The organism is Bacillus sp. MYb56 (assembly GCF_002976445.1).
Lineage (GTDB): Bacteria > Bacillota > Bacilli > Bacillales > Bacillaceae_G > Bacillus_A > Bacillus_A mycoides.
Genome location: NZ_PCOH01000046.1, coordinates 1 through 21,970 on the forward strand (window position 1 = coordinate 1; position 21,970 = coordinate 21,970).

General features: G+C 31.6%; 21 protein-coding genes and 3 pseudogenes. 17 read left to right on the forward strand and 7 right to left on the reverse strand.

Features of this window, described 5'->3' with window-relative positions; genetic code table 11:
- The 4 genes from CQ058_RS28090 to CQ058_RS28105 all read left to right on the forward strand — a co-directional run.
- On the forward strand, positions 1 to 461 hold a 461-nt coding region (locus CQ058_RS28090; protein WP_258169566.1), incomplete at its 5' end, for a topoisomerase C-terminal repeat-containing protein.
- Positions 462 to 699: 238 nt separating this feature from the next.
- Positions 700 to 1,635 (forward strand): nucleoside hydrolase, encoded by a 936-nt coding sequence (locus CQ058_RS28095; RefSeq protein WP_088031971.1) that lies wholly within the window; start codon positions 700 to 702, stop codon positions 1,633 to 1,635.
- A 241-nt stretch (positions 1,636 to 1,876) separates the two neighbouring features.
- Positions 1,877 to 2,857 carry a DUF3991 and TOPRIM domain-containing protein gene (locus tag CQ058_RS28100; protein WP_105590111.1) on the forward strand — a complete coding sequence of 327 codons (981 nt, stop codon included), beginning with the start codon at positions 1,877 to 1,879 and terminating at the stop codon, positions 2,855 to 2,857.
- Positions 2,850 to 3,512, forward strand: a complete 663-nt coding sequence (locus CQ058_RS28105; protein ID WP_105590112.1) for a restriction endonuclease — start codon at positions 2,850 to 2,852, stop codon at positions 3,510 to 3,512. Before CQ058_RS28100 ends, CQ058_RS28105 begins: the two co-directional genes overlap by 8 nt.
- A gap of 213 nt (positions 3,513 to 3,725) precedes the next feature.
- Here CQ058_RS28105 and CQ058_RS31955 read toward each other — a convergent pair whose 3' ends face one another.
- A complete protein-coding gene (locus tag CQ058_RS31955; protein ID WP_000290205.1) occupies positions 3,726 to 3,878 on the reverse strand; it encodes a ribbon-helix-helix domain-containing protein in 153 nt (50 codons plus the stop codon).
- Between the two features lie 59 nt (positions 3,879 to 3,937).
- On the opposite strand from CQ058_RS31955, the gene CQ058_RS28110 reads away from it, so the two are divergent.
- The 10 genes from CQ058_RS28110 (at position 3,938) to CQ058_RS28160 (ending at position 12,890) form a co-directional block, all read left to right on the forward strand.
- Positions 3,938 to 4,126, forward strand: coding sequence for a hypothetical protein (locus tag CQ058_RS28110; protein ID WP_002090003.1), 189 nt, complete (start codon positions 3,938 to 3,940; stop codon positions 4,124 to 4,126).
- Positions 4,127 to 4,153: 27 nt separating this feature from the next.
- Positions 4,154 to 4,414: a hypothetical protein gene (locus tag CQ058_RS28115; RefSeq protein ID WP_105590113.1), complete on the forward strand. Its 261-nt coding sequence runs from the start codon at positions 4,154 to 4,156 to the stop codon at positions 4,412 to 4,414.
- Between the two features lie 430 nt (positions 4,415 to 4,844).
- Positions 4,845 to 5,123, forward strand: coding sequence for an AbrB/MazE/SpoVT family DNA-binding domain-containing protein (locus CQ058_RS28120; protein ID WP_000648344.1), 279 nt, complete (start codon positions 4,845 to 4,847; stop codon positions 5,121 to 5,123).
- 242 nt (positions 5,124 to 5,365) lie between these two features.
- Positions 5,366 to 5,560, forward strand: a complete 195-nt coding sequence (locus CQ058_RS28125) for a hypothetical protein (RefSeq protein WP_105590114.1) — start codon at positions 5,366 to 5,368, stop codon at positions 5,558 to 5,560.
- Positions 5,560 to 9,075, forward strand: a complete 3,516-nt coding sequence (locus CQ058_RS28130) for a tetratricopeptide repeat protein (RefSeq protein ID WP_105590115.1) — start codon at positions 5,560 to 5,562, stop codon at positions 9,073 to 9,075. The genes CQ058_RS28125 and CQ058_RS28130 overlap by 1 nt, the downstream gene beginning before the upstream one ends.
- An 898-nt stretch (positions 9,076 to 9,973) precedes the next feature.
- Complete coding sequence (locus tag CQ058_RS28140) at positions 9,974 to 10,546, forward strand: tyrosine-type recombinase/integrase (protein WP_002191945.1); 573 nt, start codon at positions 9,974 to 9,976, stop codon at positions 10,544 to 10,546.
- A 91-nt stretch (positions 10,547 to 10,637) separates the two neighbouring features.
- A complete protein-coding gene (locus tag CQ058_RS28145) occupies positions 10,638 to 10,775 on the forward strand; it encodes a recombinase family protein (protein ID WP_082187732.1) in 138 nt (45 codons plus the stop codon).
- 35 nt (positions 10,776 to 10,810) lie between these two features.
- Positions 10,811 to 11,380, forward strand: coding sequence for a YdeI/OmpD-associated family protein (locus CQ058_RS28150; protein ID WP_002191944.1), 570 nt, complete (start codon positions 10,811 to 10,813; stop codon positions 11,378 to 11,380).
- A gap of 16 nt (positions 11,381 to 11,396) precedes the next feature.
- The gene (locus CQ058_RS28155) at positions 11,397 to 12,311 is read left to right on the forward strand and encodes a helix-turn-helix transcriptional regulator (protein ID WP_002191943.1); all 915 of its coding nucleotides are present in this window, start codon (positions 11,397 to 11,399) and stop codon (positions 12,309 to 12,311) included.
- Between the two features lie 78 nt (positions 12,312 to 12,389).
- Complete coding sequence (locus CQ058_RS28160) at positions 12,390 to 12,890, forward strand: DinB family protein (RefSeq protein WP_002191942.1); 501 nt, start codon at positions 12,390 to 12,392, stop codon at positions 12,888 to 12,890.
- A gap of 808 nt (positions 12,891 to 13,698) precedes the next feature.
- Here CQ058_RS28160 and CQ058_RS28165 read toward each other — a convergent pair.
- Genes CQ058_RS28165 through CQ058_RS28175 form a run of 3 tightly spaced genes read right to left on the reverse strand, consistent with a single transcriptional unit; the run spans position 13,699 to position 17,478 of the window.
- Positions 13,699 to 15,699 (reverse strand): synaptonemal complex protein 1, encoded by a 2,001-nt coding sequence (locus CQ058_RS28165; protein ID WP_105590117.1) that lies wholly within the window; start codon positions 15,697 to 15,699, stop codon positions 13,699 to 13,701.
- Positions 15,696 to 16,181 carry a hypothetical protein gene (locus tag CQ058_RS28170; RefSeq protein ID WP_105590118.1) on the reverse strand — a complete coding sequence of 162 codons (486 nt, stop codon included), beginning with the start codon at positions 16,179 to 16,181 and terminating at the stop codon, positions 15,696 to 15,698. Before CQ058_RS28170 ends, CQ058_RS28165 begins: the two co-directional genes overlap by 4 nt.
- Positions 16,165 to 17,478: an SIR2 family NAD-dependent protein deacylase gene (locus CQ058_RS28175; protein ID WP_105590119.1), complete on the reverse strand. Its 1,314-nt coding sequence runs from the start codon at positions 17,476 to 17,478 to the stop codon at positions 16,165 to 16,167. The genes CQ058_RS28170 and CQ058_RS28175 overlap by 17 nt, the downstream gene beginning before the upstream one ends.
- Before the next feature lie 510 nt (positions 17,479 to 17,988).
- Between CQ058_RS28175 and CQ058_RS28180 the strand changes: the two genes are divergently transcribed.
- The 3 genes from CQ058_RS28180 to CQ058_RS32485 all read left to right on the forward strand — a co-directional run bounded on the left by CQ058_RS28180 (position 17,989) and on the right by CQ058_RS32485 (position 19,870).
- Positions 17,989 to 18,594 carry a recombinase family protein gene (locus CQ058_RS28180; RefSeq protein WP_078177308.1) on the forward strand — a complete coding sequence of 202 codons (606 nt, stop codon included), beginning with the start codon at positions 17,989 to 17,991 and terminating at the stop codon, positions 18,592 to 18,594.
- Between the two features lie 82 nt (positions 18,595 to 18,676).
- Positions 18,677 to 19,642 (forward strand): tyrosine-type recombinase/integrase, encoded by a 966-nt coding sequence (locus tag CQ058_RS28185; RefSeq protein WP_105590120.1) that lies wholly within the window; start codon positions 18,677 to 18,679, stop codon positions 19,640 to 19,642.
- Positions 19,643 to 19,690: 48 nt separating this feature from the next.
- Complete coding sequence (locus tag CQ058_RS32485; protein ID WP_105590122.1) at positions 19,691 to 19,870, forward strand: hypothetical protein; 180 nt, start codon at positions 19,691 to 19,693, stop codon at positions 19,868 to 19,870.
- Between the two features lie 158 nt (positions 19,871 to 20,028).
- Here the strand turns inward: CQ058_RS32485 and CQ058_RS28195 are convergent.
- From CQ058_RS28195 to CQ058_RS28205, 3 pseudogenes are all read right to left on the reverse strand, one after another.
- Positions 20,029 to 20,457: pseudogene (locus CQ058_RS28195) on the reverse strand (IS6 family transposase); the annotation flags it as partial.
- Between the two features lie 397 nt (positions 20,458 to 20,854).
- Positions 20,855 to 21,422: pseudogene (locus CQ058_RS28200) on the reverse strand (IS6 family transposase).
- 406 nt (positions 21,423 to 21,828) lie between these two features.
- A pseudogene (locus CQ058_RS28205) lies at positions 21,829 to 21,970 on the reverse strand (phospholipase); the annotation flags it as partial.

Genomic DNA, 21,970 nt, shown 5'->3' on the forward strand with positions numbered 1-21,970 from the left:
GATGTGATTTTATGTTACCAGCCAAGATGAAAGGGAAAGCAATCCCTGGTAATCAAATGAAGAAGCTAATCCAGTATAAAACAACCGATTTTATAAACGGTTTTCAAGGGGAAAAGGGAGAATTTACGGCAGCTATCTATATGGAAGCGGACGGAAGTCTGAAATTCCGTTTTCCAACAACTGAAGATCGTACAATTGGCAAATGCCCACTATGCAAAAGTAGAGTTCTTGTAGGAAAAAGTAATTACTTATGTGAGCGATACAAAAAGGGCTGTGACTTCATCATTTTTGGTACATTCTCTGGTAAAAATCTAAGTAGTAATCATGTGAAAAAGCTATTAGAAAAGAATGTGACGGATCAAATCAAAGGGTTTATCTCAAACAAAAATGGGAAGAAATTTGATGCTCGTTTATCATACAGCGTACAGGAGAAGCGATTAAAATTCTTATTCGGCAAATAAAAATGAAATGTATCAACTATAAGTGTAACAAGATAAAAAAGTTCTTTACTATATAGGAAAAATAACGCAAAAGCACACATGACAAACCTATTATCATTCATATTATGCGAAGTTAAGTAGAAAATTACTTATAGAGGGATTATCTCAAAACATGCGTCATAAATATACTAATTTCTTACATATAAATAGTATAAGGCTTGTCTTATAAAATTAGTTTTTGTAAGAAAGGAGATATACTTTGAAGAAAGTATTGTTATTTGGCGATCCAGGTATTGATGATTCTTTAGCTATCATATATGGTCTACTAAATCCTAAGATTGAAATTGTTGGAATTGTTACGAGTTACGGTAATGTTACCAAAGAACAAACAACTCGAAACGCCTTGTACCTTTTGCAATTGGCTGGAAGACAAGATATCCCTGTTATAAGTGGTGCAACTTTACCATTTTTCAATGGGTTTACTACTTATTATCCAGAAATCCATGGTGCAGAAGGACTTGGTCCTATTCGGCCTCCTGAAAGTGTAACAACTATTCCTGTTCATGATTTTAGCTTAATCCCTAAAATTATTGAAAGGTACAAGGGAGAGTTAACAATTATTGATGTAGGAAGATCTACTTCCCTTGCGATGGTATTAAATATTTGGAAAGAACTAATGCAAAGTGTAAAGGAAGTATATATCATGTCCGGAGTGTTCTTACAACCAGGAAATGTTACATCTGTAGCGGAAGCCAATGCGTATGGTGATCCTGTTTCAACACAGTTTGTAATTAATCAGTCGAAAAATTTAACAATGATTCCTTTAAATGTAACAAATTCGGCTGTATTGCTCCCGAACGAGGTGAATTATATTGTGGAACATACAAATGGTCCATTCAAATCATTGATAAAACCAATCTATGATTATTATTACAGTGCCTATAAAAAATTGAATAAAAGTATTAAAGGGGCTCCTTTACATGATGTAGTTGCAATAAGCGCAATAGCTAACCCTAGTTTTTTTCAATATATGTATCGTAAAGTAGAAGTTGATTTAAAATCTTTTAGAGGACAAACCGTTGCTGATTTTCGTTCAGGTGCAGAAGCTACAGGAGTTCGCATTGGTTTAAAATTAAATCAAAAATACTTTATTAATGATTTTATAGAGACAATGGTAGGGAAGCAAAGGTATTAATTTTAAAAATTCATTTCCTTTTATAGTATTGTATAACCTTATGAAAATTTAAATTTGAGGACGAAGGTAGTTATAAAGTAAAAAATAAAAAAGATTTTTACTCATTCAAAAATGCTGTGTTTAAGTATTTTGTTAGTAAAGCTCTTTTTTTATATCAAGACAATAAGTAGCAAAAGAGGACTAGGAAACGGAATAGTCCTCTTTTTTATTTCATTTTATAGAGTAAAGGGGGGATTCCGTAATGGCACATGTCAGTACGGAGGATGCGATGAAAGCAAGAAAAGTTGACTTGATTTCATATCTGGAAGCAAAAGGAGAAACATTTAAGAAAGAAGGAAACTATTATCGTCATACGGAACATGACAGTCTCATCATTAAAGGGAATCAATACGCCTGGAATAGTCGAGGGGAAAAAGGATATGGAGCGATTAGCTTTGCCATGATGTACTATGACATGACATTCCCTCAAGCCGTGATGGACATTCAGAAGGGGGACTACAAAGAGTTTGATCGTTCAAAAGCTGAAGAGGAACGCAAAAAAGAGCAGCAGCCTTTTAGTTATCCAAAACACTTAGAGGTGCCGAAACAAACAGAAATCAAGCAATACTTAATTGATGAGCGGAAAATAGATCCTCGCCTGGTGAACTGGCTGATTAAAAAAGATCTTATCGTCCAGGATAAGAAAAACAATGTCGTGTTCAAATGGAGAGAAGAAGGTGGCAAAGGGCAAGTAATTGGAATGAACCGTCAAGGCACTGTAAAAATGGAGAATAAAAGAGGCAGCTTTAAACAAATCGTCCCGAATTATGAAAAAATCAATGCAGGTTTTACGGTTGATGTGGGTAAGCCGGATAAGATCTATTTTTATGAAGATCCAATCGACATGTTATCTCATTGGAGCATTAAACAAAATAATATCCAAAACGCTCGCCTGGTTTCTATGCATGGTTTGAAGTCCAAAACAGTGATTGAATCTTTAATGGATGCGAAAAAAGAAGGGCACGATATTAAAGAGGTCATTATGGCAGTTGATAATGATAAGGCTGGGAGAGACTTCATTCAAACGATGAAATGCTTTGTAGATCTTAAAGAGGATATTCCAAAGAATGAAAAAGAAGATTGGAACGATGTCCGGAAGAAACAAGTGAGTGAGCAACAGGTAAAAGAAACAGCACAACCAAAGAAAGTAAAACCAATTAAAGAGGTGGAGAGAAGTGTCTAATCTACCAGAAATGCCAAACATATTACAAATTTTGATTTATGGTTTTATCCTTTATGTTCTTTTCCGTATTTGTAAATTTATGTACCGAAAGTTTCGGGAGCGAAGAATACTGAAGCGAATAGCTAAGTCCGGTATTCGCTATATAGACAAAATGGACGGACATCAATTCGAAGTATATCTAAAAGCTCTCTTTCGAGAGTTGGGTTATTCTCCAACAGTCACAAAGCAGTCAAATGATTTCGGAGCGGATCTGGTATTGAAGGGGAAAAATCGTATTGTCATCCAGGCAAAACGTTACGGGATGAAAAATAGAGTCGGCATTAGTGCCGTACAAGAGATATATGCAGCACAAGCTTATTACAAAGCACATGAGGGCTGGGTTGTAACAAACAGTGTATATACAAGACAAGCAAAGGAATTAGCGGAAGCTTGTAATGTAAAACTAATAGATCGTGTAGAACTTCAGAAATTGATTAATAAAATTAATCCCGAATATTCGGCTGAAGATGTATATCAAGGGGTAACACCTGCAGAACGGAAATGTCCAACATGTAAACATGATTTAGTCATTCGAAATTCGAATAAAACAGGAAATAAGTTTTTTGGCTGTTCTCAATATCCCACATGTACACATACAGAACCAATTAATACATGAGCTGTGATGAAAATCCGGCTCTTTTTCATTTGTTTAAAGAATACATGAGAAAAATCAGTTTAACGCAAAAATGACTCTTCAGATTTGATTGTATGAGATTTTTAATTAGTTGTTAATATAATAAGTCGTATTTGTCATAAAAACGTATGTAAAGGGAGAAACGGACTTTAAATGCGTTTTTAGGTTTTTTAGGGAAAATAAAAAGGGCAGTCATTATTTACGACTTAACCCTTTGTCTACGATCTGACGAATTGCTTCATTTCGATTCTTCAGCTTATTTTCATGCCAATAATTTTCTATTTGTTCTACTTGTTCTTTTGTAAAAGTAACTAAAATTTGAGTGTACTTGTCTTTATTAACAGCCATATAACAACCTCCTCAATAAAGTTATATAAGTTATATAACTTTATTGAGGAGGTTATTACATGGAACGGAAAGTTAAAAAGATGATGGCTGATCTTCAATTTATTATGAATCATGGTCAAATAAGTGTAGATTTTATGGATCTAGGATATAAAAGAATGCTTTTTAGTGCATTAGAAGCTACGGGAAAACAGTTTAATGTGCATACCAATGAACATAATGAAACAACCTTGTTCTTAGAGTTAGTTTAGTAATTACGCAATGGGGAGCTGTTAATAATGGAGCAGTTAACGATTTTTGACGTAATGGATGAAACTAAAAATAAGCTTTATGAGGTATTAGAGAAAAATGGATTAACTTATAAAATTCATAAGTACTATTTATATTCGAATTATGAGGGAGCTGTCCAATATTACTATATAAGAACAACTGATAATACAATTATTGATTTGTGTATCTCCGATTTTCCAGAAATCTTCGCTGTCCATGAAGGATTTAGCGATAAACAAATTAAAAAAATATATAACTGGAACTTATAAGTCTATTTAAATAACAAATTTAATTAATGGAGGAATGAAGGATGAAGATTGCTGTATCGGAATGGAAAGCATTGAAAAAAGAAACAAAGTTAAAGTTATTACGTTATGCGGTGCTGGAAAGCAAGTATAAGTATGCAAAATAAAAGCTCTTCATTTGCAAAAGCAAACAAAGAGCAAAGTCATGAGTGACTGTCGAGGAAAGAAATTGGCAGGTTTCTTTCCTCTATATTTTAACATATAAAAAGTTGTAGAGAAAAGAGGCATGTAGAATGGAAGAAGGGCGTATTTCCTTTCAGCAAAGGTTTAAAGAAATTCTGGTTATGATCGTTAGTTTTTGGATCATTATGTTTCTCGTGTATGGAGAAAGCCTGTTACAATAGTAAAGAATAACTTGGGTACAAATTGATAATGAAATGGGGAAATATGCTGGATGAAAGCAACCGGAGTAACTAGAAAAGTGGATGAATTAGGGCGTATAGTAATTCCAAAGGAACTTAGAAATACGCTTGGGATTAAAGAAAAATCACCATTAGAGATTTTTGTAGAAGGGGAAGACATCATTTTACAGAAGTATCAGCCTGGTCATGTTTGTGCATTAACAGGAGAAGTGTCAAATCGTAACATAGCATTAGCAAAGGGTAAGATCTCATTAAGTCCAGAAGGTGCAGAACTATTAATAAAAGAAATAGAACAGTACCTTGTCAAATAAGTGCTCCTTTCAAGGGGCTTTTTTTTATGGTTAACATAATAATTTCACGTACCGTAATGTTTTAAAAAACTAAAACAATACAATAATAGTCTACATTTAATTTTTGTGTAGACTTAATATTCTCTGTCTAAATCGAAGGAGATAATACCGTGTTCTAAATTTTATTCTCTGTATTAGAGAGAAGAAATAAAAATATGGTATAATTATACTTATACTATTAACAAATAAAGGGTGTTGTTTTTATGGAATTTAATCAAGAATTAATCCTTACTCTTATGGGGTTACTGGGAGCTGCGGCTATTACAATCAGTGTTGTAATTAAGAAAAACAAAAAAGTAGATAAAAGAGTAACTAAAACAACTATCAAGCAAAAGGGTGATAACCCGCAAGCTTATGTTAATTCAACTGTGGATAACTCCAAAAAGGTCGAGAAATAATGGCTGATAAAAAAATCATTAAACAAAGCGGGGACAATCCTTTAGCAATGATTGATTCTAATCTTTATATAACTATTGAAACAGACAATCAACATTCAGAAGAAATGAAACAATTTCACAGGGATGTTAAAAGGGATTTAAAAGATACAAAGGGGAAAATAAGCGGTTTAAAAAACTATTTAACAACCATAATCAATAAAGGATTTGATAAGTTACGAAGCAATATAGGGTATGACTTTGCTTTAAATATGAATTCTTTACAACGGGGAGGGAATTATCACCCTCCCTTATCTCCCATTCTACTTGAAAGAGGAGCTACTTTATCCATACATGAACCATATTTAAATAATTCGACTTGGTTTCATATATATGGGGATGTACTTACTGGAAAAACACATTATTTATATTTGCTATCGGAGAAGTTAAATGGTAAAAACAACATTTGGATAAAATGTAAGCACTTAAATAATGAACAAGCTAATATGACGATTAAACTTTCGTTAGCTGAGCTTGCTAAAAAAAATTTAACTACCGAAAATGATTGGTTTGAAAACGTTGCTGAAAAATTAGGACAAGGAACAGTGCTTATTCTAGATGATTTACCAGCATTTCAAATTCATGATACGTTGTTTGAAAATTTAAATTTTATTTATTCAGCTTGTAAAAAATATGGTCTAAAAATAATTTCTTCGGGTTCAATTAACTTGCCTCATAGTTTAACTAAAAATTTTGATAGTGATACTGTAAAATCAATACAAGTTCCTCTTTTTACAGATGAAGATATCATTAAATTAATTCAAATAAAAAATAACTCACTAAGAAATGCCCAAAGTCTTGCTATTTGGATCGGTGCAGTTACAAAGTATAATCCATCACTGGTTGTCGCGTGTATGGAGTATCTGGATTCAAAGAATTGGGATATTACTAATGAAGTGTATACCAATATCCAAAATGGGTTCTATTCCCTAGAGTTAAATAGGGAGGTAAGGGACCTATTATTAAACGACATTCATGACAGTGATACAAAGGAACTTCTATATAGATTGTCCATAATTAATACTGAATTTGATAACAGATATGTAGATAAAATATCAGCAATATCTCCTTATATAATTCACCCTTACGACAAAATGCACTTATTAGAGGGGTATTGGTTACAAAGGACAAGTGAAGGTTATCGAGTTTCGCCGTTCGTTGACAAAATTGGAGTAACTAACTTATCGAATGATATAATTAAAGAGATACACTCTCATATAGCACGAATATTAAGGGAATCAAAAGTGTTGTCTCCTACAGAATTTATAAGAATGTTCAACCATCTAATTCAAGCCGAAGAATTTAATAATGCAGCACATGCACTTTTTCTAGCACTTACAGAGTTAAACAAAGCTGATATTGATAAGGATTACTGGGCAATTAGCTCTATATGGTACGATACACCACTACCGATGGAAATTTCAAAGGGATTACGCTTATTGATCAGAGCGAAACAGATTATTATTTGCCTAAAATTTAATAAGGATATAACTCATCTTATAAATGAATTAGATAGTATCGATGAAGATAATCAATTTATCGGTGCCATTTATTTAATGCTTGCGTTTGAATTACTAGACTATAATTTAGAGCTGTCTCTTACTTACTTAGAAAAAGTTTTTAGTCTTAATGATGATAAGTTAATAAGAGAGGAATATAAAGAGAATATTGAAGAGCTTATATGGTTATATCCTATAAGAATTAAGGGGAATATTTATAACACTAATAGATTACTGGATATTATTAATAAAATGTCTGAAGAGCAAATAGAGAAAGCATTTCATAGTGATATGAGCTATGATTCCGTTATGCTTTTAGTAGATAATATTTGGTTAGAGGAAGTACAGTTAGATGAGAGCAAAAGAGATTGGGACCGATGTATTCAGCTATTTAATAAAATTAAGGATATTGGACTAAATAGAAAAAATCCAATTCTTTTTTCATGTGCAATCAGAGCATTGATTATGGTGAAATTTGAATATCTAAACAAAGAGGAAGAAGCCGTTAGCCTGTATAATGCTGCTTTATCCTTTGAGCATAATGATGATTCCTTATTTTTGTTACATTCAATAATTGGAAAGCAGTTTATTTATAAAAAGAACTATGCGACAGCAACGAGTTATTTTTTATCAGCTGTGGAACTGAACTCAAGTAATTATCCGTATGAAAAATTGGATGCATACGTTTTTGCTGCTAAATGCTTAGAAGGGACAAATTCAGTAGAATCTTTAAGATATCTTAAAGAAGCAAAAGAGCTGAATGCTAATCAAGAAGTTTGTATTGAATTAATAAATAGTAAATTATTGGGTGAAATAGGTATTTGTTATTTTAATGAAAATATGTATGCTGAATCATATAAATATTTGAAGGATTCCTTAAATATTTTGAAAAAAATAGAAGAAAAAGATAATGTTTGGGAAAGTATGGTGGTGGCTTTCGGTCATGTACTTAGTTATATCGCATCGGTGGTTCGGACTGGTATCCCACCAGAGCTTGATGAAAAGGAACCATATACAAAACCTTCTATCGGAATGATTTGGATGGATAATAACAAGCGCCACGAATATTATAATTCTCAACTGGAATTTAGACTTAATTTATTAATGGGGTACCTTGCTGGAGCTACAAATAATTATGAAGATGAATTTTACTGGTTAAGCACATCTCAACAAGAGTTAAAAGAAAATAACATTACTTGTATATTTAGCCTAGTAAATAAAAAGGAATTATTACCTCACTTAATTATTCAACGTAAATTTGTGGAAGCAATTAATACCGGTATAGAGTTTTCAATTGAATTTGTTTCAAGTAGGGATAGTGGGAAACAAGAAAGAGATGTTTTTGAACCCATAGATATAGAAACAACTATAAATGATACAGATAGGCTTAACGATGCGCTCCAAATTGCTATTCAGCATGTTTTTATTCCGTTAATGTTTTATTTGTCTGAAATGAAAATTAAAAATAAGGAAGATATTATTGAAATTACTGAAAAAATTGTACGGAATTTAGAATTTAATAAACAGAAATATAATAATTGTAAAGTTTTTGATACTATTATAAAAGTATTTAAAATGGCGTTTCTAGAAAATCATAATGAAAGAGATTTTTTAAATGGTACGAATGAATGCTCAAACAATGAGAAGATATTGTTTTATGTAGCTCTATCAATTATAGCATCGAAAAGGAACGCAATGGATGTGCACCTTAAGATGGTGGTTTATTTGTATAGCCTATATAAAAAGGAAGACTTTACATTTTTAAAAATTGTTACTCCTTTCTACAAAACTTTTTGGATGTATAGTTATATTAATAACAGGTTGGACTTTCAAAATACAGAAAAAATAGATGCGAATCTAGAAGGGGTTCTTATGGGGAATGATAAAAACACTTTAAAACAATTATTACATTTAATGAATTTAGGCTTAAAGATACCAGTTCCTGTGGACGTTTTAGAATTTCTCACAACTCCTAGCTAATCAGTAAAATTTCTTAGATTTAGAAGAGGATAAAAATTAACATGAACAGAAAGTAATTTAGCTGAGGGTTAACTAAGTTCATACATGGCAAACTGCTCTTAACCCAAGCGCAGAAATAAAAGGACCACAAATGGTCCTTTTATTTTTTCTTTAATTAATAACTAACCTTTGGTTGACTAAGAAAATATAGTGAATTACCCTCTATATCTTTACAGTTTAATATAGACTGTTAGCAAATCCTTTAATCTTCGCCTAATTCGTTATCATGGTCGAATTCTTTAATGAGTTCATAGTGAGTTCCTAATTCATAGTAGTAATTTATTTCTGAAAAGTGGTAAAAATAATCGTTATCTGTATCAGCTTTGTAAGCTGATATAACTTTTCTTTCACCAGTTAATATAGCTATCCATTGCTCTCCATTATTAACATTGCGATTCCCAAATACAAATTTTTCCTCGTCCTCATGTAAACTAATGTAAGGGTCGTTTGTTAAAATCTCTTCTATAATTTTATTGTAAATTACCTGTTGCAGAATCCTTATTATAAGGATTCCTTTTTTTGTATCTAAAATTTACAAATAAAAAAAGATAAGATCGGCGAATACGATCTTATCTTAAGCATAAGGGAAAAACAAGTGACACAAACCATCTTAATTTTTATGATATTATATTTTTTGTTATTTTTCGATATAAAACCCATATTTAACATCTATATCAATATTGAGAAATTTATTACAAAATTAGCTATAGATGATTCGAAAATCGAATGTAAACTTTTAGCCGAAAGTTTACATTCATTTCCCCTTAAACATTGACTTTTATCTAATTTCATTGATATTATAAAAATAGACAAAAAAGTATACATTCAAATTATTGAAAATAAAGGGATTGAAAAGCAGATGGATAAAAAGCAACATTTAATTGATGTACAACCAATTCGGAGCATAGAACAGCTCGAAGATATGAAATGGTCTCTGAAACGTCATTGTTCAGACCGTGATTACATTTTATTCCTACTTGGGATTAATACTGGATTACGTGTAAGTGACTTACTTAAAATGGAAACGAATGAGATTTTAAAATTAAAGCGAAAAAAGAGGAAAGAATTTAAAGTTAAAGAAGGAAAAACAAAAAAGGAACGTATCATAAATATTACTTCTATTTTTGAGGAAGTATTTCCATACGCTGAAAATCTAAAAAGTACCTGGTTATTTCCTTCTCGAAAAGGGGATAAACCCATTAGTAAAATTCAAGCCTATCGACAGTTACAAAAAGCCGGAGATTTTGCCGGAGTAGAATCTTTAGGTACTCATACCATGCGTAAAACGTTTGGCTATTGGTTTTACAAGCAAACAAAGGATATTGCTATGTTACAAGAAATATTGAATCATAGTACACCACAAATTACACTAAGATACATTGGAATTAATAAAGAAGAAAAAGATAATGTACTTGATACATTCCGAATCTAATTTGAATTTGGGTGTTTTTGCCCATCCTCCGAAAAAGGGGAATAAAACAAAATGTAATAAAGCTATTCTATCTCTATGGCTTCTTCAATGAATGGACATTGTTTTTAAAGAGGAAATTTCTGGAATAACAAAGGGTCGCGAGCAACTCAAAAAAATGCTAGCAGATTTACGAGAAGATGATACCATTTATGTTACCAATATAACAAATTTATTAAACAGTTATATTTAGGACATATATTCATTTTAGAAAGGATAATTTTAAAAATGGAAATAGAGAATTTACTTAGTGTTACGACAAGGTGGGAATTAAGAGATTGGCTTGAGGAAAATTCAAAAACAGAAAAATTTTGTTGGGTGATAGTAAGTATAACTGAACAATCAGAAGTGATTCAGTATTTAGATGCAGTTGAAGAGGCACTATGTTTTGGTTGGATTGATGGCATAAAGAAGAAAATATCAGATACTGAACTTGCTCAAAGGCTTTCCCCAAGAAAGAAAAACAGTAATTGGACAGAATTAAATAAGGAAAGAGTAAGGAGATTATATCAATTAGGTTTGATGAAAGAAGAAGGACTGAGAGTTCTTCCTGATATGCGACCTGAATCTTTTACTATAGATGCAGATATTGAAACTCGTCTGAAAGAAGATGACCAATCATATCAAAACTTTATTAATTTTCCTGATCTATACAAAAGGATTAGAATTGATACGATACAAAGTTATAGAAATGAACCTAATATTTTTAATAAAAGATTGGATAAGTTTATTGAAAATACCAGAGAAAATAAAATGTACGGTCAATGGAATGACAATGGTCGCTTAGTCAATTATTAAAGGAAGGAAATGAGAATTGAAATTAGAACGTTTGATATCAATCATATTCAAGCTCTTAAATAATGAAATTTTGTCAGCTTCTAGTTTAGCTGATGAATTTCAAGTATCACCACGGACAATTTATAGAGACATCGAAGCTATTTGTGCTGCTGGAATACCAGTTGTTTCTTACCAAGGGACTAACGGGGGATTCGGTATAATAAAGGGATACAAATTTGATAAAAGCTTAATGGGTTCTTATGACATTCTGAATATAATTACAGTATTAAGTAGTTTATCGAATATTTTTAAAGATATAGAAATTGAACATACGATAGATAGACTAAAAGTACTGGATACAAACAGTAATAATAAGTCTTTATTGGTTGACTTGGAAAGCCATAGAACAGAACCTAATTCATTAATGAATCTGCGAAAAGCTATACATGAAAAAAAGGTAATACACTTTAATTATGTAAGTAATAAAAATGAATTTACATCTCGTGAAGTAGAACCTATTCACCTTCATTATAAGTTCCGTAACTGGTATATGTATGGTTATTGTAGAGAACGTCAGAATTATAGAGAATTTAGATTATCACGTATGATGGATGTAACTCTGACACAAGAAAAGTTTCTACAACATCACGAAATTAAAGATGAAGCATTTTATTCGAACCGTAATCTGGTGGGGTTTGAGGATGTAGTAATCTGGGTGAGTCCTAATTCCTTAGCAGAAGTATTAGATCAATTCCAGAATTCTTCAAAAACCATTAACGATGACGGAAGTATGACAATTACAATTTGTGTTTATCAGCCTCTACAGGCTGGATGGCTTAAATCGATTCTTTTAAGCTTTGGTAGCGGTGCTAAAATTGTAAAACCGATGGAACTGCAATCAATTTTAATAGATGAGGCAAAAAAAATAATAAAAGTTTATGAAGATATATGACAAGCTGCTGTCATATATCTTTTTTTATAATCTAGATATCAACTTTTAAAAAACCAGAACTAAAGGAGTAGATGTTAAATGAACCATGCAAAAAATATGTATAAGTACCATCTTTGGGCTAATAAGGTGTTACTAGAAAGAATAAAAGAATTACCAAGCAATGTCCTATATAAAGAGGCTAATAGTTCATATCCAAATATTGCTCAAACGTTTAGCCATATCTATGTAGTAGATGTTATGTGGTTACAAGTACTTAAAGGAATTGGTATGCAAGAAGCATTGGAAGCTTCTATGTCATTATTAGAAAAGACTAATTTATATTCTGTAGATGAATTTATTAAGTCTTTCGAAGAACTAGCTTCACAGTATGAAGAATGGATGAATAGCCAAAAAGATTTAGAACAAAAAATTAATTTGAATAATCCTTGGTCAGGTGCTAGAGAGACTGCATACTCAGAAATTGTATTTCACGTTGCTAACCATGGTACCTATCATCGAGGTAACATAACAACCATGCTAAGACAACAGGGGCACGCTTCAACAATGAATGACCTAGCTTTATATTGGTATCAGAGTTAGGGCAAATAGTACTTGTCAATTAATGATGGTTCATATGAGAATCCAATAAAATATTCATCTGTTTTCTATAATAAATGTCCTTTAATTAAACTAACGGGGGCATTAGCTTAGTAAACCAAATTAAAAAAATCGGCTCCTTTACGTAAAGGAATCGATTTTTTTGCTACAGTTTTCTTAACGCTGTAAATCCGCATTTTCCTAACGTTACTCCTGGTAGGGGTAACGCCAGCAAAAGAATGGAGATAGTTAACAAACATCTGTTTTTATAGTTTATAGGTGAACATAACTACACTTTTATTTTACATATGTAAATTACTATTGAATATATGTATATGCGTTTCTGTAGGGATGCACCATTCTTCTCTATGTACCTATACATATATTTTCACTAATTTATTATGCTATCTATATCTATTTAAAGTATTTTGCGCGAAGTGAAAAATGGCTTTTCGGATGGAAATATATTGGTTTTATTTGCTCATTTATTCACAAAATTTTCGATTTTATAATCTTTCACTGTTATAATTTGTTATATAATAAAGTCAAACAATGATACAGGTAGTTCTCTTTTGTTCCAAATTAATTTTGTTGTTTACCCTTTCCGTAGTATCTTGAAAAGAACTTGTAGTGATTTCTACAAGTTCTTTTTACTTTATTCTTATAGTGTCCTACTCAAAACTGAAATCAGACATGGATTTTAAATAATTTTAACGCTTTTATAAAAAACTGAAATATTATAATGACAACTCATAAATAATATTTGAAAGGTATGTTTCTACACATCATTTACTTGACCTGTTTACGTTCATTATGATTCATCATTTTCTTTAAACTCATTTTTTTCTTCATTAATAAAACCCTTTTTCCCCTTTAGAAATACGTATTTTATGTATTTGTTAAACTTTTCAGGCGGTGTATTTTCTACGAGAATAATTTGATGATGAGCACTTAATTCAATCAAAATTTTATAAAATTCTTCGTATACTTCTGGGTCATTTATCAAGTTTTTTTCTTCGATTTCAACTGGACCTTCCACAGGCTCTTGAATATGTTGAGGACCTGAAATCCCATCAGACCCTTTGCTTTTCTGTTCATCCTTTTTTAGTGTACCTACATACTTACTAATTGAATCTAATAACAAAAATCCTGGGTGCCCAGAAGCATATCCTTCAGTTTTACTTTTTAAGATTGCTCCTAAATACGATAACTGCATACACTCTAAGAGGCCACCGCTTTCATGAGCGTAAACACTTGCACCTTCATAGTATGGAATATACTGATCAGGATGAATAAAGGTCTCATCATTTGTATCATACTTCAATCTTGTCATAAAGTCTTTGTATTCATCGTTTAAAAAATCAAAAATCTTTTTTTGATCCTGGTCACTTATTTGTAGTGCTGCGATTTCGCCTTCTAAACGTGTTACAGTAGCTTCAAAGCCCGTAATATCATTTTGTTTTTCTTCAATTTTTCGATGGATTCTTATTCCTTCTTTAACTATTTCATGATCTTTAACCAGTCGATTTATCAAGCTATTTATACTATCAATTTGGGACAAGAAAGGAACATCTGTCTCCTTCGCAAACTCTGCAATGGCTTCGTTGAAAATAGCTTGCTTTCTCGATAATCTTGCTATTTTTAATTCTATTTCCTCAACATTCTTCAGCTCATCATTAATTAGATTAGTAACCAATTTTATTTTGTTGATAATTTCCTTTTTTACCTTTCTTAACATTTTTTCTGTATTCGTATTTTGAGGTAACTCCTCATACGGATGAGTTGAAACAGTTGAATTACAAAGAGGACATTCAATATTTTGGTCTGGAATCACTAACTTGTAGTTTATTTCTAATGTTGCATCTATTTCCTCTTCTTCAACCTTATATTCTTCCACTAATAATTGTTTGGATTTCGTGGATATCTGTAATTGTCTTTTTTGCCGTTGGTATTCAACTATTTGATTGGTGATTTCCTCTAAATCATTTTTTAGTTTTATATACGTTTCATTTTCATTATTGCTATTCAATTTGCTATTTTCTATAATTGTTTTCTTTGTTTGTTTCTGTATATCGATATTCTTCTTAATTTTCTCTGATTTAGCAGATAAAACATTAAAATCTTCAGCATCCTTGTCTTTTAAATATGAATTTAATCCTGATATTACTTTATGTGCATCTTCAATTTTATTTTGTGCTTCTACCAATTCCAATTTTAGCGCATCTTTATCAGATTCTACCAAGTTAAACATTAATTTAAAAGCATGAGGATTTTTACTACTTTTGGAAAAAGTTTTATTATCTAAAAAATCGTTTGTTCCAAGAGCATGTTGATTTATGTACACAAATCTAAAAATATCACGAAAAGATATGGATTCTAGTATCTTTTGAGTACTATGTTTTTGGTGTTTAATTATTTTATATTCATTGATATTTAATTTTGTCATAAGGAAGTGCATGGCTTCACTTCTATTGACCGTTTTTGGAGTATATCCATCTATATCCTCAAAGATACAGAAATATATACTAATATTACTGTGTTTCTTTTTTAACAATCGACTGAATGTAAAGGTTTCATTACCAATTTCTAATTCAAGAAAAACCTGATCACAATTTATATTTAACTCTTTTTGAACTTTTAAATCGATTTTTTCACTCTTACCTAAACAGTAATCAATTAAGCTAAGAATTAAAGACTTACCCGAAGTCTTTTCTCCACTTATAATGGTAAAATCCTTATTAAAACAAACAGTTCTCCTATATGAGACTCCTTGAACAATTAATTTATTAATAAGTATACTACTCACTGTCATATCCCCTTTATTACTTGCATATTACTAGCTGAAAATTTGACCGTTTTAAAAGCATCTGTGTACTCTTTCTTTAAATTAGAGAAAAATATTGAATCCATTTCTTCGAAGATTAACTTTCCTAGTGGATTCAGTTGAACAGTTATGTCGTCTAACTTTTTAGTTAGGTCGCCTTGCAGATTTATAAGCTGTAAATGTGACATATTCAGAAGAAGTCCATTAATTTTAGTCTCGAAGCGAAAATATAAATTGGGAGATGGTGTGAAATTTTTATTATTCTCTTCATCGTTCTCAAATAACTTGATTAAATCAAAATTGACTAGGCTGTAATAAAACATGATTTCCGATACCTTTCTGCGCTTTTTACTCTCCAACATAAAAGCATACATTAGGGAAAGTATCTTCATCAAATCTAACTTTTCGTTATTAAATAACAGTTCAATTGAGAGAGGAACCGATATATTTTGATTAGTTATGTTGCTCATCTAACCGCTCCTTTCCCCACCAAATATCTATTGTTTCATCCTCAGCCAAAAGATGAATTAAACCTTTGTTTTCGTTTTCATCTGACTCGTTCTCTTTGAAAAATATAGCGAATCTTCCAAAATCAAATTCTTCTAAACTTTCATGGACAACTGTTAAAAATTGATCGCTGTTACCATGCTTTTTGTATGTATCAACATACCTTTCTTTATATTTCATGAACACTTTCCCTAATATAGCATCAATAATCCCTAAAGAAATACCGGTTTGTTTTAGTGCTCGTATGTATTGTTCTGACGCTACATAAAATATTGAACTTAATTCAATAAGATCCTCATCAATATCCTCTATTCTTAGTTTTTTGTAGAACAAGTTTCCCTTTACATTCTTTTTAAAGTCCGCTAATTTTGCTCCCAACACAATAGAATCAGTAGTCGTGCCATTTTGACCATCAGAATCTGCAGTTTTATTTTTTGACTGTGGTTCAGATATTTGATTCAGTATCTTTCTTATCTCAACTACATGTGTAGAACCTTGAGTTTCATATGGAATAGTAATTAAACCATACTCCTCTCGTAATTCTTTCATTCTTTCTTGAGTAGGATTTGCTAGAAGAATATAATGTGTTCCATTAAGATACTTCTTGTAATCTTTAATTAAATCACTTACAAACTTATCATCAAAAGAAAAGCCCATAAATAAAAAATTTTTACTACTTGTAATCGCTTTCAACAAATCTCCATACTTTTCATTACTGTAAAGTGCTTCATAGCTACTTCTACTAATAACAATCGAACCTATATTAGATGTAAATCCATGAAGGTGGCAAATTCGCTTTTCATCATACAAATCTTGAGAACTAAAATCTAAGTCTTTAAGTAGAATTGGAAGATTCTCGCTTTTTATATGTTCATATAAAAGGTTGTCATAGTTCGTTGTTAAATGTAGTTTGAAGTTCAGCTTAGCCAAATCAAAGTAATTGTGTAGCTTGGCATCTTCTACATTTTTTTTATTCTCTCTGATTAATTTTGTAATTTTCTTTTGAATATCTTGATCTACTAAAGTTGCGTATTTCTTTATCTCATCAATTGCCCCCCAATAATCATTACTGTCCAAATGCCAATCAACAACACTTCGGAGCATTGTCTCAATTTTCCCCTTAGCATATTCATCAGTGATATCCCTTATTAAATCTCCCCATGTCGGTATATTGAAAGGTACTGATATTCCTGCTCCGATAAAAGGAACTATTTTATTTTCATGATACGCTTCTTTAAGTTGCTCTAAGCTACCACCCATTTGATCTCCTCTTTCTATACTTGAATCAGACTTTTATCCTGGAAATATTTTTTCTACATATATTTATATTAATTTTATCAAATATTATCATTGTCATCTATAGAATCTGTTGTTTCACATCAATAATGTCGGAAATATTATCCTTATTCAAGAGTATTACCAGTAACCTACAAAAAAGATTTACTTAAAAACAGAACAGCCTTAGGCTGATGATTTCATGTTTTCAGGAAATTTTCACATAAAAGTTGTCATGTTACAAAACCATAGACTAGGGCTATTACAAAAATTCATTTCAAAATTGAATAAGAAGAGGCAAGCATCAATCGTTTCAAAAGGTACACCTTTTTTAGTAGTAATAATTCCATTAAAATTATTACTTCAAAAAGTATAAAACCATATTTTTGAAGCACTAAATAATTTTATATACCTTTTGAAGTGTTTTTTGGTATAATTTAAATAAATATATTGTAAATGTAAAATGTTATCATTATCAAAAGGAGTATTTATATTTTGAATGTACGAATATTTGGTTATATAAGAGTTAGTAGTAAAGATCAAAATGAAGATCGTCAACTTGAGGCAATGAAACAATTTATTTCTGATGAACGAGATATTTTTATAGATAAACAAAGTGGAAGAGATTTCAATCGAGAACAATATCAACTTGTAAAAAGAATGTTACGAAAAGACGATATTCTATATGTTCATTCTTTAGATCGTTTTGGTAGAAATAAAGAAGCAATTCTTCAAGAATGGACTGATATAACAAAGAACATCCAGGCACACATTGTTGTTTTAGACATGCCCCTTCTTGACACAACTCAATATAAAGATAGTTTAGGTACTCTTATTACAGATCTTGTACTTCAAATTCTTTCTTGGCTTGCTGAAGAAGAACGCACAAAGATTAAAACTAGACAACGTGAAGGGATTGACTTAGCCCAAAAACAAGGAAAACATCTAGGTAGACCGAGAACTGCAATTACAGATGAATTCATTCTTGCGTATACAAATTGGAAACAAGGAGAAATTTCAGCACTTGAAGCGATGCGGAGATGTAATATGACGAGCCCTACATTCTACAGGGTAGTAAAAAGACATGAAAATAGAAAGTAATTCAAACCAGTATTAATAGAAGTAAATTAAAAAGACGAGAATAGAAGCCCTTCAAAATTCACGAAATGAGGTGGTTAAAAATATGTCTACCACAAATCTAGAAAAAACAATACAACACTTTACTGATTACTTATTACAAAAAGGAAGAAAAACTTCAACAATCAAAAGATATACGTATGATATAAAACACTTTTTATCATGGTTAAAAACTACCGATCGGACCATTGATGAAGATATATGGAAATCCCTGAACAAAAGAAATTTCAAAGATTTTTTTCATTACTTAAAAGAAGAACGTCACTATTCAGATAAGACTATACACCGTATTTATAATGCACTGAATCGACTTTATGAATCATTGGATTTACCTAGTCCGATAGAAGGTGTAATACAAATAAATCAACCCGACCGATCATTAAGGGATAAAGATTTTATATCTTCAAAAGAAGAAAAACGTTTAAAAGAAGTCGTTTCTTCCTTAGCGGAGCTAACTGACAAACAGAAAGCTACACGCCCAATGTTATTAGAGCGCAATCTTTCTATTATTATATTACTCTTAGATTACGGATTATCTTTACAGGAGCTTGTTTCTTTGCAAATGAAGCATGTTCATTTCGAGATTAATATGTTATCTATTCCTCAAGACTCACAAATAAATCGTACAATCCATTTGAAAGAAGAAGATAAATTACATTTATACCAGTACTATAAAACCATTCCTGAACCTGTCCGTCCTAAATACCACAGCAGTGATCCACTATTTGTTGCTTTTGACTTTACTCGTGGAACATATCATTGGAGCTATGACGATGATGCACCAAAATTTTTGACTGAAATCTCTGTTCAAAAAATGATTCGTTTAGAAGTAAAACGTGCCAATCTTCGAAAGGGAATTTCTGCCCAACATTTCCGAAACACCTTTATTTTAAGTAAAATTAAACAGAAAAATAAACTTGAACAAATTATGCAGCAAATCGGCTTTAAGTCTCACTTATCCTTAAAAAGATATTACGATTACTATAGGCAATACCAACTAAACACAGATTAATCAACATCACTTAATGTGTAATTTTTACACACCTACAGTTTTTTAATTATTTTAAGGGGGAACGAAAAATCATATTACGTTCATGAGTATACGCTACTAGATAAAACTACTAAATCCATTAAAATTGAACCCTGGCGTTCATTTAAGGAAGAAATGCGTGTTCTAGGAATAAAAGACAGCGATATATTCCAAATTCAAACGATAGAAATAAATCCGAATAAAAAGTAATATAGACCAAGAATAAAAGTGTTAAAATTAGTGATAATTCAAATTATGGATAAGAGAACAGTAACGTGCTTTTAACTTTAAAAATAGTCTAAACCCTTAAGTTGATGAATGTGTGGTACTACCCCATCACTATCAAGCTAAGGTTATGAGGTACCCCAATAAGCTGTATTCTTATCGACCGTTATCACACGTGGCTTTGAAACATGAAAAGACCGCAAAGCTTTCTTGAAAAAGCGCTTTGCATTCTTATGATCTCTTGTCTTGTTTAGGCAAAAATCGATTGTGTTTCCGTTCGACTCAACAGCACGATACAGGTACATCCATTGACCTTTTACTTTGATATATGTTTCATCGACTCTCCAAGAGTCATTTATTTGTTTGAGGTAACGTCGGATCCGTTTGTCCAATTCAGGACCATACTGATGAACCCAACGCATAATCGTTGTGTGAGCGATTGATACTTCTCGTTCTTCCATCATTTCCACCAGGTTACGAAAGCTCAAATTGTACCGCAGGTACGATCTTACTGTTAATAAGATCAGTTCAGGCTGATAATGTTTCCACTTGAATAGATTTTGCTTTTCCATACCAATCACATCCTTTTTTAAAGTACTATTATCAGTATGTCCAAGTTTGATAGACGCTTTTCATATACTTCAAAGTTTTTGCACCAGAACCGTACAACTTGCTTCTTACCCAAGTTGTATGGAATAGAGCATTTCATAAAAAACACTGCTCTATTTTAACTTTCATTACATATTATTGAAATCTATGCCCATAATATATATAAATCACGAAACATTTACACTCCTTAAATTCGTGAATGTAATGTTCTCAAGGCAGTTAGCTATTGCTAACTGCCTTTTTATTATAAGTATGTTCTCATCAAAATGATGAATTCCTAACTATTAGGCTAGATTGTTCTATCGGTTCTGTTGCAAAGTTTTTTAAAGAGTAGATTATCCCATCAAACTGTTGTATATTTTATGCAATTGTGAATAAATTTCGTAATTCATTGTACGCCGAAAAACCGAAATCTGGGCCCAGATTTCGGTTTCGTTTATATAAAGCATGAATAGTTTCGATTCCTTTTAAGGTACGTGAAGCATGACGAATACTTTGAAATCCTGCGGATTTGGAAAAACGTCGCTTGATATGTCTATGATCCTGTTCGATGAGATTATTGAAATGCTTAACGGTGCAATGTTTCGTATGCACATAAAAACCGTTATTTTTCAGTTTTTTGAGCGCACAAAGTAGGGCTGGAGCCTTGTCTGTTGTGAGAACCGTTGGTTCTCCAAAAGTTTTCACTAACCTTTTCATAAACATATAGGCGGCTTGATGATTCCTTGTTTTACGAAGTTGGATATCCAAGGTGTATCCTTCTTGATCAATCGTGCGATAAAGGCATGATCGTTGTAGGGTGAACTGAAATCCCTCGTTCCTTCATTATTTCAGATACATCACGATAACTTAAAGAAAAACGACAATAGTAGCCGACGGCTACCAAAATAATATCTTTCTTGAACTGTTTTCCTTTAAAATATCCCATGTACCATTCTCCTCATCACACTTTTTCTAAAGTTTAGAGGAGTTTAAAAACTTTGCAACAGAACCCATTTAAGCGTCTATTATATATCTCTATTTTTCGATAAATATTAGCATAAAGGAATACATTTTGGTTAATCTTCTTTCAAAATGTATTCCTTTTATTTGTTGTAAAATGCGTGTTTAATTGATATTTCGATTAAATTACAATTATGAGTGGCCCCAAAAAGAAGGAATCGTTGCCGTGCCCCCTCAAGGGGGGAAGTCTGTCCAAAATCAAGTGAACCTCATTCATCAACTATTCGGTATTGCAGTATAAAAGTGGATTCCGTTAGGAATCTCTTCACTTCTTTATATCTTCAAAAAATGTTTGCACCAGAACCACTTTTGCCATGTATAAGTGTATTTTGTTATTTGTTATTCACGTATGTATCAAACCATAAATGAATATATCCAGCTGTAATACGCTGTGCTTCCGTTAAACGTTTTCCTGTTATCGGTGTTACTTCAGCACGCCATTTGTCAGCAGAGTCTTGTGATACCGCTGCTTTT

Bases quoted from the DNA above. Each gene is read 5' to 3' on its own strand.
- CQ058_RS28110 (WP_002090003.1), top strand. From the start codon at position 3,938: ATGGAACGGAAAGTTAAAAAGATGATGGCTGATCTTCAATTTATTATG.
- CQ058_RS31955 (WP_000290205.1), bottom strand. From the start codon at position 3,878: ATGGCTGTTAATAAAGACAAGTACACTCAAATTTTAGTTACTTTTACA.
- CQ058_RS28100 (WP_105590111.1), top strand. From the start codon at position 1,877: ATGGCACATGTCAGTACGGAGGATGCGATGAAAGCAAGAAAAGTTGAC.
- CQ058_RS28115 (WP_105590113.1), top strand. From the start codon at position 4,154: ATGGAGCAGTTAACGATTTTTGACGTAATGGATGAAACTAAAAATAAG.
- CQ058_RS28170 (WP_105590118.1), bottom strand. From the start codon at position 16,181: ATGAGCAACATAACTAATCAAAATATATCGGTTCCTCTCTCAATTGAA.
- CQ058_RS28160 (WP_002191942.1), top strand. From the start codon at position 12,390: ATGAACCATGCAAAAAATATGTATAAGTACCATCTTTGGGCTAATAAG.
- CQ058_RS28165 (WP_105590117.1), bottom strand. From the start codon at position 15,699: ATGACAGTGAGTAGTATACTTATTAATAAATTAATTGTTCAAGGAGTC.
- CQ058_RS28120 (WP_000648344.1), top strand. From the start codon at position 4,845: ATGAAAGCAACCGGAGTAACTAGAAAAGTGGATGAATTAGGGCGTATA.
- CQ058_RS28140 (WP_002191945.1), top strand. From the start codon at position 9,974: ATGGATAAAAAGCAACATTTAATTGATGTACAACCAATTCGGAGCATA.
- CQ058_RS28185 (WP_105590120.1), top strand. From the start codon at position 18,677: ATGTCTACCACAAATCTAGAAAAAACAATACAACACTTTACTGATTAC.
- CQ058_RS28125 (WP_105590114.1), top strand. From the start codon at position 5,366: ATGGAATTTAATCAAGAATTAATCCTTACTCTTATGGGGTTACTGGGA.
- CQ058_RS28130 (WP_105590115.1), top strand. From the start codon at position 5,560: ATGGCTGATAAAAAAATCATTAAACAAAGCGGGGACAATCCTTTAGCA.
- CQ058_RS28150 (WP_002191944.1), top strand. From the start codon at position 10,811: ATGGAAATAGAGAATTTACTTAGTGTTACGACAAGGTGGGAATTAAGA.
- CQ058_RS28145 (WP_082187732.1), top strand. From the start codon at position 10,638: ATGGACATTGTTTTTAAAGAGGAAATTTCTGGAATAACAAAGGGTCGC.
- CQ058_RS28175 (WP_105590119.1), bottom strand. From the start codon at position 17,478: ATGGGTGGTAGCTTAGAGCAACTTAAAGAAGCGTATCATGAAAATAAA.